Source organism: Parasphingopyxis sp., assembly GCF_052168275.1.
Lineage (GTDB): Bacteria > Pseudomonadota > Alphaproteobacteria > Sphingomonadales > Sphingomonadaceae > Parasphingopyxis.
Genome location: NZ_JBQLZM010000137.1, coordinates 1 through 10,743, shown reverse-complemented (window position 1 = coordinate 10,743; position 10,743 = coordinate 1). Strand labels below are relative to the sequence as shown.

At 65.5% G+C, this 10,743-nt stretch carries 11 protein-coding genes and 1 tRNA gene; 7 read left to right on the top strand and 5 right to left on the bottom strand.

The window, feature by feature from the left end:
• A partial coding sequence (locus tag ACTS1X_RS12425) for a hypothetical protein (RefSeq protein WP_442614715.1) occupies window positions 1-256 on the bottom strand: 256 nt, incomplete at its 3' end.
• Between the two features lie 101 nt (window positions 257-357).
• On the opposite strand from ACTS1X_RS12425, the gene ACTS1X_RS12420 reads away from it, so the two are divergent.
• Window positions 358-431 (top strand) — tRNA-Gly (locus ACTS1X_RS12420).
• A 26-nt stretch (window positions 432-457) separates the two neighbouring features.
• Here the strand turns inward: ACTS1X_RS12420 and ACTS1X_RS12415 are convergent.
• Window positions 458-1,309 carry a sterol desaturase family protein gene (locus ACTS1X_RS12415; protein ID WP_442614714.1) on the bottom strand — a complete coding sequence of 284 codons (852 nt, stop codon included), beginning with the start codon at window positions 1,307-1,309 and terminating at the stop codon, window positions 458-460.
• A 218-nt stretch (window positions 1,310-1,527) separates the two neighbouring features.
• Between ACTS1X_RS12415 and ACTS1X_RS12410 the strand changes: the two genes are divergently transcribed.
• Both ACTS1X_RS12410 and ACTS1X_RS12405 read left to right on the top strand, forming a co-directional pair.
• Entirely contained in the window at window positions 1,528-3,081 is a 1,554-nt protein-coding gene (locus ACTS1X_RS12410) for an alpha/beta fold hydrolase (RefSeq protein WP_442614713.1), read from the top strand.
• A 58-nt stretch (window positions 3,082-3,139) separates the two neighbouring features.
• Window positions 3,140-4,366, top strand: a complete 1,227-nt coding sequence (locus tag ACTS1X_RS12405; protein WP_442614712.1) for a TCR/Tet family MFS transporter — start codon at window positions 3,140-3,142, stop codon at window positions 4,364-4,366.
• On the opposite strand, the gene ACTS1X_RS12400 is transcribed toward ACTS1X_RS12405, so the two are convergent.
• A complete protein-coding gene (locus ACTS1X_RS12400) occupies window positions 4,363-5,121 on the bottom strand; it encodes a competence/damage-inducible protein A (RefSeq protein WP_442614711.1) in 759 nt (252 codons plus the stop codon). The two genes, ACTS1X_RS12405 and ACTS1X_RS12400, sit on opposite strands and share 4 nt — an antisense overlap.
• Before the next feature lie 208 nt (window positions 5,122-5,329).
• Between ACTS1X_RS12400 and map the strand changes: the two genes are divergently transcribed.
• A complete protein-coding gene (gene map / locus ACTS1X_RS12395) occupies window positions 5,330-6,157 on the top strand; it encodes a type I methionyl aminopeptidase (protein WP_442614710.1) in 828 nt (275 codons plus the stop codon).
• A gap of 105 nt (window positions 6,158-6,262) precedes the next feature.
• On the top strand, window positions 6,263-8,461 hold the full coding sequence (locus tag ACTS1X_RS12390; protein WP_442614709.1) for a PQQ-dependent dehydrogenase, methanol/ethanol family: 2,199 nt from the start codon (window positions 6,263-6,265) through the stop codon (window positions 8,459-8,461).
• 25 nt (window positions 8,462-8,486) lie between these two features.
• Here ACTS1X_RS12390 and ACTS1X_RS12385 read toward each other — a convergent pair whose 3' ends face one another.
• The gene (locus ACTS1X_RS12385; RefSeq protein WP_442614708.1) at window positions 8,487-8,774 is read right to left on the bottom strand and encodes a hypothetical protein; all 288 of its coding nucleotides are present in this window, start codon (window positions 8,772-8,774) and stop codon (window positions 8,487-8,489) included.
• A gap of 56 nt (window positions 8,775-8,830) precedes the next feature.
• Window positions 8,831-9,100, bottom strand: coding sequence for a hypothetical protein (locus ACTS1X_RS12380; protein WP_442614707.1), 270 nt, complete (start codon window positions 9,098-9,100; stop codon window positions 8,831-8,833).
• Between the two features lie 282 nt (window positions 9,101-9,382).
• Between ACTS1X_RS12380 and ACTS1X_RS12375 the strand changes: the two genes are divergently transcribed.
• Together ACTS1X_RS12375 and ACTS1X_RS12370 are read left to right on the top strand one after the other, a co-directional pair.
• The gene (locus ACTS1X_RS12375) at window positions 9,383-9,721 is read left to right on the top strand and encodes a P-II family nitrogen regulator (protein ID WP_442614706.1); all 339 of its coding nucleotides are present in this window, start codon (window positions 9,383-9,385) and stop codon (window positions 9,719-9,721) included.
• A gap of 95 nt (window positions 9,722-9,816) precedes the next feature.
• Window positions 9,817-10,743 (top strand): glutamine synthetase beta-grasp domain-containing protein (locus ACTS1X_RS12370; protein WP_442614705.1); only part of this gene is annotated, 927 nt, incomplete at its 3' end.

Below are 10,743 nucleotides of genomic sequence, written 5' to 3'. Positions count from 1 at the left end.
GCCATACCAGGCGGCGCCAATGCCGGCCGATCAGCAGCGCCACGATGGCGATCACCGACAGCCCCGCTCCGGCCATCGCCGCATAGCTGAGCGGACGCAGCGAGAAGAGGCTCATCTGCCAACCGATGATGCCCGCGCCCGTGGCCAGTGCCATCAGCACCGCGACGACCGGGGCGCCGATGCCCAAGACGATGCCGATCCGGGCCAGCCAGCGAACGATCGGATGCGGCACGCGCGGCTGCGGATCTTCGGTCATCTCGGTTCTCTCCTGTTGCGAGAGCCTGTCTAGCAGCGGCGGGCGGGCACGCAAAGCATGGACAAGCCCGGCCCGTTTTGCCAAAGACCGCGCCCCGGACCGCGGGTGTAGCTCAATGGCAGAGCAGCAGCTTCCCAAGCTGACGACGAGGGTTCGATTCCCTTCACCCGCTCCATGGGGACGCGCCCCGCAGCCATCCGGCTAGGCGACGATCACCGCGACCGTACCCAATCCGAACAGTCCCGCGGTGCCCGCGAATATCAGGCCGAACAGCAGCCCGTACGGGACCGCGCCGCGCGACGGTGGCGATCCGGATGTGTCGCCGCGTGGCCGGGAAACGTCCCGGAAGGTCAGCATTTCCCAGATCCGCATCGATGCGCCGTCGTAAAAACCGGCCTCGGCATTCCATTCCTTCGGATTTTCATAGGTGCCGAACAGCCGGTCCCATATCACCAGCTCCGCATAGTTATTGGCGTGGCGGCCGCGCTCGTGATGTCGGCCATGGCCCTCGGGCCGGTGCATGAACCAGCCGATCCATTGCGGTGTGCGGATATTGCAATGGGTGAAGAAGACCGCGAACGCGCCGAACACGCCGATGACGGCGGCGGCTTCGGGCGTAACCCCGACCAGCATCGTCAGCGCGAAGCTGGCGACGAAGGTGAAGGCGATCACGTCGAGCGGCGAATGGTAGAACGCGCCCCAGCCAGCCATCCGCTCGACCGAGTGGTGCATCTGGTGGAATAACCGCCACAAGATGTCGGAGCCGTGCATCGCGCGATGCCACCAATAGGAAGCGAACTGGATCGCCGCATAGCCGAGCAGGCACTGAACGACGAACGGCAGCGCCGTGGAATCGAACAATAGTGGCCCGGTCAGCCAGTCGGCCCAGAGAAAAGGCGAATAGCTCGCGGCCGCGATATAGGCGATGGCGGACAGAACGCCCCGGATCTTCCAGTATCGGGCCGCGGGAAATTTGCGCGCCGGCGCGAAGGACTCCAGGGCTATGAAAGCCAGAAAACCGCCGACGATCAGATAATTGACGATATTGAACATGGTTTCGCTCCAGAATTTCTTGGGAGCGCCGCGGCCACCGGCCGCATTCGGACGCAACTCCCGATCAAGACCGCGCCGCTATGGAGAGGCGGCGTTGGGACGAGCGTTTGAAGCGCCGTTGTATTTGGACGAAATCTGCAGGATGCTCTGGCAAGCCGGACGGCGACCGCATATCCATCGTCCGAAAGGGAAATATGCCGGTTCTCGATGTCAGACTGTTGGGTGATTTCGAACTCAGCCGGAACGGCGAGCCCCTGGCCCTGCCCGCTTCCCGGAAGACGCGCGCGCTGCTCGCTTATCTGATCGTCACCGCCCGCCCGCAGCGGCGCGAGCGGCTGTGCGAACTGTTCTGGGAACTGCCCGACGATCCGCGAGCCGCGTTGCGATGGTCGCTGAGCAAGTTGCGTCAGGTCGTCAATGACGAGGATGGCGAACGGCTTTGCGCGGATCGCGAACGCGTGAGTTTCGACGACATCGCTGTCCGCACCGATCTGGGCCGGATCGAACGGGCGATCGCCGATCCCGCCTCGACGGCCGACGGGTTGGCCAAATGCACGCAGCTGCTGGGTGACGAATTGCTCGGCGGAACCGACCTTCCCGACCAGCCGGCCTACGCCACCTGGCTGGCCGGAGAGCGCGACCGCTGCCAGCGACTGCGCGCAACGGCCGTATCGCGGCTGATCGACCATCCCGACACGCCGCCGAACTTCGCGCTGGATTATGCCGAGCGATGGCTCTCGCTGAGCCCCTACAGCCGCCATGCCGCCGACGCGGTGGTATTGGCGCATCGCAAGCTCGGCCGGAATCGGGAGGCGTCGCACCTGATCCGCGAACTGGGCGCAAAGTTCAGCGAAGCCGGGATGGACTGGCAACCGGCCGAAAATGGCGGGCTCACGGACGAAACGCCCAAGGCCGAGGACCGCACCCTGCTCCAGCGCCAGACGATCCATTTCTGCAAATCGCCCGACAATGTCTCGATCGCCTATGGCTGTGTGGGCGAAGGCCCGCCGATCGTGAAGGCGGCGAACTGGCTGACCCATCTCGAGCTCGATTGGGATGCGCCGATCTGGAGCCCGCTGTTTCGCGAACTCGCGCGCGATCACCAGTTCATCCGCTATGACGAACGCGGCAACGGCCTATCGGACTGGGATGTCGAGGAGATCTCGTTCGAGACCTTCGTGACCGATCTCGAGGCGGTCGTCGACACGCTGGAGCTCGAACGGTTTCCGCTGCTCGGCATTTCGCAGGGCGCCGCGGTTTCGATCGAATATGCGGTGCGGCACCCCGAACGGGTGTCGAAACTCATCCTCTTCGGCGGCTATCCGGCCGGCTGGCGGATCGACGCGAGCGCCGAGGAGGTCGCCGAGCGCGAAGCGGTGATGACGCTGACCCGCACGGGCTGGGGCCAGGACAATCCGGCCTATCGCCACATCTTTTCGGCGACCTTTCTCCCGAGCGCCACGGCGGAGCAGCATGCCTGGTTCGACGAGTTCCAGCGCCAGACGACATGCGCGGAAAACGCCGTCCGCTTCCTGTCGGCGTTCGGCGATATCGACGTGCGCGACCGGCTCGGCGAGATCGCGGCCGAAACCCTGGTGCTGCACTCGCGCGGCGATCGGCGCATTCCCTGGGAGGTCGGGCGCGACCTCGCCGCGGCCATCCCGAACGCGACGCTCGTGACGCTGGAAAGCGACAACCATCTCCTGCTCGAAGGCGAAACGGCCAGCCAGGCATTCGTGGAGGCAATTCGCGACTTTCTGGACGACGGGTAGCGCGACACCGCGGACAAATCGGCGAGACTTTGCCGGAACTCCGCCCTAAGGCTCGGCCATGGATCAGCGACAATCCCGAGCCGCCACCCGTTTCGTGCTCGCGACGGTGTTCGTCTATGCGATCGGCTTCGGCATCATCATGCCGGTGTTGCCGCAGCTCGTGGTGACGCTGGGCGGCGTGACCCTGTCCGAAGCGACGCGGATCGGCGGCTGGCTGATCGTCACCTATGCGCTCTTCCAGTTCCTGTTCGGGCCGCTGATCGGCAATCTGAGCGACCGGTTCGGCAGGCGACCGGTCCTGCTGCTCTCGATGGCGGGATTCGGCATCGACTATGCGGCCATGGGATTCGCGCCGACCCTCGCCTGGCTGTTCGCCGGCCGGATGATCGCCGGTACGTTCGGGGCCGCCTTCTCGACCGCCTATGCGACGCTGTCCGACATCTATGGCGAGGAAGACCGGGCGCGCGTGTTCGGCCTGATCGGCGCGGCGTTCGGCATCGGCTTCATCATCGGCCCGGCGATCGGCGGCATGGTCGGCGAGTTCGGAGAGCGCCTGCCATTTTTCATCGCCGCAGGCCTAGCCTTCGCCAATCTGGCCTACGGGTTTTTCGCATTCCCCGAAACGCACGCCGAGGAAAACCGGCGGCCCTTCGGCATCGCCCGCGCCAATCCGCTCGGCGCCCTGCTCAAGCTCCGCCAGATGCCGGGCATTCTCCCGATCGCCGCGGTATTCCTGCTCTGGACGACGGCGATCAACGTCTATCCGAATATCTGGGCCTATTTCACCCAACTGCGCTTCGGCTGGTCGCCCGGGCTGGTCGGGCTCTCGCTCGCCTGGGTCGGCCTGCTCATGGCCCTGGTCCAGACGCTCGCCATCGGACCGCTGGTCAAACGCTTCGGCGAGCGCGTCGCCGCGATCGTCGGCATTGCGAGCGGGACGATCGGATTCCTGTTGATCGCGCTGATTTCCATCGGCTGGGCGACCTATGCGATCATGGCAGTCACCGCGCTACACGCCCTGTCCGGCCCCTCGTTGATCGCGCTGATGAGCCGCCGGGTGCCCGCCGACATGCAGGGCGAGCTGCAGGGCTTCAACAGCAGCATGACGGCGCTCGCCGCGATCGCCGCGCCGCTGATCTTCAATCCGTCGCTGGCCTATTTCACGAGCCCCGAGGCCCCGGTGCGGTTCGCCGGGGCGCCGTTCGTCATCGCGACGGTCATCGGCGGCATTGCGCTGCTGGCGCTGCTTTCGACCCGGCGTTCCGCCGCAGGAGCGAAAGCCTAGATCCCGCCGGCCGTCACCGCCTGGCCATTTTCGGTCAGCGCCGCGCTCAACGCCGCGACGCATTGCGCGAGTTCGTGCGGGTCGGTCGAGCGGACGACGAAATTGGCGCCGACCCGGCCTTGGCGGAAGAAGGGGTAGCTGCCGATCTGGCATTCGGGATGTGCCGTCTCGACCGCGCCCAATATGTCCGCCACTTCGCTCTCCGCGGTCCAGCAGCCGATCGTTTCCGAGAGGACGGGCTCGCCGCCTTCCAGCTGTCCGGTCAGCGCGTCCATCATCTGCTCGGCAATGTGCGGAATGCCGGCCATGATGAAGATGTCGCCATGGCGGATACCGGGCGCACCCGACATGCGGTTCTCGATCAGCTCGCCGCCATCGGGAACGCGCGCCATTCTCAACCGGGCGTCGGTCAAGCCGCCCTTGTCGGCATAATAGCCTTCCAGCATCGCCCGCGCCCGCGGGTGCACGATGACCTCGACACCGAGGGCCGCGGCGACCGCGTCGACCGTGATGTCGTCATGGGTCGGCCCGATGCCGCCGGTCGTGAAGAGATAGTCCGTCGTCGCCCGCACCGCATTCACGGCCTCGACGATGCGTTCGAGCACATCAGGCACGATGCGGACCTCGACAAGGCGAATGCCCTGGACGTTCAGCCATTTCGCCAAGGCGGCGACATTCCTGTCCTGCGTGCGCCCGGACAGGATCTCGTCCCCGATCACGATCAGGCCGGCGGTCCAGATTTTCTTGTCGCTCATGATCCGCGCCATAGCGCGCCGGCCATGGCGGCGCAAAGAACAACGATAGGTCGCGCACCGCACGGGTCGGGAAAAGCCGGTGCTGCGGACGGGCGGCGGGCTCGATTTTTCTTTCGCGTCGGGAGACGCCGGCGAACGCGAACCCGGTCCGCTTGCACCAGCGCCTCCCGATATGGAGATTCCCGACAGGCGCCGCTATATGACAGGCATGAACGAATATCAGACCATCACCGCGGTCGACACGGTCGCCCGCGACGGCACGATCAAGCTGCACGATGAAGCCGGCTTCGAAGGGATGCGTGCGGCCGGCAGACTCGCGGCCGAGATACTCGATGCGCTCGTCCCGCATGTGGTCCCCGGCGTCACGACCCAGGAACTCGACGATTTCGTGTTCGGGCGGATGAAGGCGGGGGGCGGCATTCCGGCGACGCTCGGGTATCGCGGCTATACGAAGAGCTGCTGCACCTCGATCAACCATGTCGTGTGCCACGGCATTCCCGGCGACAAGGCGCTGAAGAAGGGCGACATCGTCAATATCGACGTGACGCCGATCCTGGACGGATGGCACGGCGATACCAGCCGGATGTTCACCGTCGGCAACGTGCCGATCAAGGCCCAGCGGCTGATCGATGTCACCTATGACGCCATGATGCGGGGCATCGCCGCGGTGAAACCCGGGGCGCATCTCGGCGATGTGAGCCATGCGATCCAGAGCCATGCCGAGGCGCACCGCTACGGCGTGGTGCGCGATTTCTGCGGCCATGGGCTCGGCCGGCTGTTCCATGACGCGCCGGAGGTGATCCATGCGGGCAATCCGGGCACCGGCCCCGAGCTCCGGCCCGGCATGTTCTTCACGATCGAACCGATGATCAATATCGGCAAGCCAAGCGTCAAGGTGCTCGACGACGGCTGGACCGCCGTGACGCGCGACCGGTCGCTCTCGGCCCAGTTCGAGCATTCGGTCGGCGTGACCGAAGACGGCGTCGAGATATTCACGAAGAGTCCCGCCGGACTGGACAAGCCGCCCTACGGCTAGGCCCTACGGCTAGAACGTCGAAATCCCGCTCCCGTGCGGACGCATGGCCATTTGCAACGCGTTTGTTGCTGGGCCAATAAGGACCCGCATCAGAGGGAGCGGATTATGCGTGTGTCGATTGGGCGTTGGTGGATCGGACTGGCTTTCGCGCTGGGCGTGGCGGCCTGTTCGTCCGGAACCGAGCAGGACGGCGGAACGAGCACAGCACAGGGCACGGCGAAGATCGACGGGGAATTTCTCGCGACCGGCGGCGACGGCAGCGACTGGGCCGCCGCAAGCTACAGCTATGCCGAACAGCGCTTCAGCCCGCTCGATCAGATCAATACGGACAATGTCGGCAATCTGGGCGTCGCCTGGTCGGCGGAACTTCCCGATGCGCGCGCACAGGAGGCGACGCCGATCGTCGTCGACGGCGTCATGTACGTCACCGGGCCCTGGTCCAAGGTCTTCGCCTTCGACGCGCGCAACGGCGAGCCGCTCTGGACCTTCGATCCCGAAGTGCCGCGCTCGGTGCTCCAGAATACCTGTTGCGACGCGGTCAACCGCGGGGTCGCGGTCTGGCGCGGCAAACTCTATCTCGGCACGCTCGACGGACGGCTGATCGCGCTCGACGCGATCACCGGCGCGCAGCTCTGGTCGGAACAGACCACCGATCCCGACCGCCCCTATACGATCACCGGCGTGCCGCGGGTGGTCAACAACAGGGTCATCATCGGCAATGGCGGCGCCGAATTCGGCGTGCGCGGCTATGTCTCGGCCTATGACGCCAATACCGGCGGCCTCGAATGGCGCTTCTACACCGTGCCCAATCCGGACGGGGAGCCGGACGGCGCGGCCTCGGACGAGGTCCTCCAGACCGCCGCGCGCACCTGGTCCGAAAACGGGCAATGGCGCGAATCGGGCGGCGGCGGGACGGTCTGGGACTCCATCGTCTACGATCATGAACTGAACCAGCTCTATATCGGCGTCGGCAACGGCAGCCCGTGGAACCATGGCGTCCGCTCGGACGGCCAGGGCGACAATCTGTTCCTCTCGTCGATCGTCGCGCTCAATCCCGATACCGGGGAATATCTCTGGCATTATCAGGAGACCCCCGGCGAGACCTGGGACTATACGGCGACCCAGTCGATGATTCTCACCGATCTCGAGATCGACGGCGAAACCCGCCAGGTCATCCTGCACGCGCCGAAAAACGGCTTCTTCTTCGTCATCGACCGCGAAACCGGATCGCTGATTTCGGCCGAAACCTTCGTCGACGGCGTAAACTGGGCGACGGGCTACAATCTCGAAACCGGACGGCCGATCGAAAACCCGGCCGCGCGCTACTATCGGACGGGCGAGATGTTCATCGCCAATCCCGGCCCGATCGGGGCGCATAACTGGCATCCGATGGCGTTCAGCCCGCTGACCGGACTGGCCTATATTCCCGCCAACACCGTGCCGCAGGCCTTTCTCCCGCCGACCAGCGACGACCATTCGGCGCTCAGCCCGATCGGGTTCAATACCGGCACCAACCTCGAGGACGGCGCGCTGCCGCGCGACGAAGCGACGCTGCGCGCGCTGATCTCGACGGTGCGCGGCCAGCTCGTCGCCTGGGATCCGGTCGCGCAGGAAGCGCGCTGGACCGTCGACTATCCGACGCCCTGGAACGGGGGCATCCTCACGACGGCCGGCAATCTCGTGTTCCAGGGGACCGCGACCGGGCAGTTCAAGGCCTATGCGGCCGATACCGGGGAAGAGCTCTGGTCGATGGACGTCCAGTCAGGCGTGCTCGCCGGCGCGTCGACCTTCCTGATCGACGGCGTCCAGCATATCGCCTTCACGACCGGCCGCGGCGGCGCCTTCCAGATCACCGCCGGCGCGGCCGACATCACGGCCGGTGAGGTGCCGAACGTACCGCGGTTGATCGTGTTGCGGCTCGACGGCACCGGTGTCCTGCCCGACGCGCCGGACACCGAACGCGAATTGCTGGATCCGCCGGAATCGACCGGCACGCCCGCGCAGATCGCGCGCGGACAGCAACTCTATCTGCGCTATTGCATGGTCTGCCACGGCGAAGGCGCGGTCGGCGGCGGGATCAATCCCGACATCCGCTTCTCCGGCTACCTGACCGGCGACACCGCATGGCGCGACGTCGTGATCGGCGGCTCGCTCGCCGCCAACGGCATGCCGGGCTTCTCCGACGTGCTGACGCCCGACCTCGCCGAGGTCATCCGCCTCTATGTGATCGACAAGGCGAACGAGGATATCGCCCGGCTCCGCGCGCGGCGCGAAGAAGAGGCGCAGGCGGACACGCCGTCCTGACCGGACAGCCGATGATGTCCCGGGCCTAGCGGTAGCCTTCGTCCGGCGCCGCCGGTCCCTCCGCATCGGGTTCTTCCGCCGGAAGAGGCTGGTCGGAAACGGGCGCATCGCCGTCCATCGCGCCGCCGGCATCCTCGTCCATCATCTCGGGTGGCATCATCCCCGGATCGTCGACCGGGTCGTCGATTGCGGGGTCGGTCATTTCGGGCGGCGCGTCGAGGACCGGGTCGTCCTCCGCCGGCTGGGGTTGCTGGGCCTGATCGCAGGCCGCCAGCAAAAGGCCGGCGCCCGCCAGCCAAACGATATGTCGCATGGTCTATATCCTCGAGTTGCGCCGCCGGGATCGATCCCGGCGGCGCGTGCATGCCCTTATTCGGGCTGGTCGGGCTGGCCGTCGCCATCCTGGTCGTAGACATCGGGCCGGCCATCGCCGTCCATGTCCCAGCTGTCCGGACGGCCGTCACCGCGCTGATCCCAGGCGTCGGGTGTCCCGTCGCCATCGGTATCGATCGTCGGCTCCGGCACGGCCTGCTCCTCGGGCGGCGGCGTCATTGCCTCTTCCTCGGACTGGGCCAAGGCCGGGGTCGAAAGCATGGCACCGGTGAAGATCGCGGCGCCGAGTAGATGTGTGTTACGCATGTTCAAGTCCTTACGATTGTCCCCGCTCCGACAAGCATCGTGGTATTTCCGCTACGGAACAGGCGGTTAGCGGCAGACGGCCCGGAAAACGGGACGGGGCCGATCCCGGCTGCGGCCCGTCCTGCTGGGCTTTCGCCCCGCCGCGCGGGGTCTCTCCGGACGATGCGTCCAACGCGGCGCGACGGGGCCGCGGCGCCCCACGATGCCGCTTGCGAGTCGGGCCCCTGCCCGCTTATGACTGATGCAACGCGGCATCGGCCGCAGCCGGAGGAAGACGCGCCCATGAAAAAAATCGAAGCGATCATCAAACCGTTCAAGCTCGACGAGGTGAAGGAAGCGCTCCACGATGTCGGCGTGACCGGCATGACCGTAACCGAGGCCAAGGGCTTCGGCCGGCAGAAGGGCCATACCGAGCTGTATCGCGGCGCCGAATATGTCGTCGACTTCCTGCCCAAGGTGAAACTCGAGGCGGTCGTCGACGACGGCCTTGCCGACCGGGTGGTCGAGGCGATCCAGAATGCGGCGCAGACCGGCCGGATCGGGGACGGCAAGATCTTCGTGTCGACGGTGGACCGCGCCATTCGCATCCGCACCGGCGAGCAGGACTCCGACGCCGTCTGATCGGTTATAACGCACTGCAAAAAAATTTTTGTGCAACTGCGAAGAATAGTATAGGTTTCTTACTCCGGACCCCAGTGAGAGGAAGGCAAAGTTTCATGACGACCAGCGCAAAAGATATTATCAAACGGATCAAGGAAGAGGAGATCGAGTGGGTCGACCTCAGATTCACCGATCCGAAGGGCAAATGGCAGCATCTCCAGATGTGTTCGGGCGTCATGGACGAAGACGCGCTCGAAGACGGGCTGATGTTCGACGGCTCCTCGATCGCCGGCTGGAAGGTGATCAACGAATCCGACATGATCCTCCGGCCCGATCTCGACGCCGTCTACGAGGATCCCTTCTCGGCAACGCCGATGCTCGCCATCTGCTGCGACATCGTGGAACCGGGCACCGGCGAGCTGTACGGGCGCGATCCGCGTTCGACCGCCAAGCGCGCGGAAGCCTTCGTCAAGGCGTCGGGCGTCGGCGACACCGTCTATGTCGGCCCCGAAGCCGAATTCTTCATGTTCGACGATGTTCGCTTCGAGGACGGCTACGACCGGAGCTATTTCAAGATCGACGATATCGAGCTGCCGACCAATTCGGGGCGCGAATATGAGATGGGCAACATGGCGCACCGGCCGCGCGCCAAGGGCGGCTATTTCCCGGTCCCGCCGGTCGACAGCGCCATGGACATCCGCGCCGAGATGGTCTCGACAATGATCGAGATGGGCCTGCCGATGGACAAGCATCACCACGAGGTCGGGGCGGCGCAGCATGAGCTCGGCCTGACCTTCGGCTCGCTCGTCGAGACCGCGGACCGGATGCAGGTCTACAAATATGTCGTTCACATGGTCGCCCAGGCCTATGGCAAGACCGCGACCTTCATGCCCAAGCCGATCAAGCAGGATAACGGATCGGGTATGCACACGCATATGTCGATCTGGGACGGCGACAAGCCGCTCTTCGCCGGCAACGGCTATGCGGGCCTTTCCGAAATGTGCCTCTATTATATCGGCGGCGTGATCAAGCATGCCAAGGCG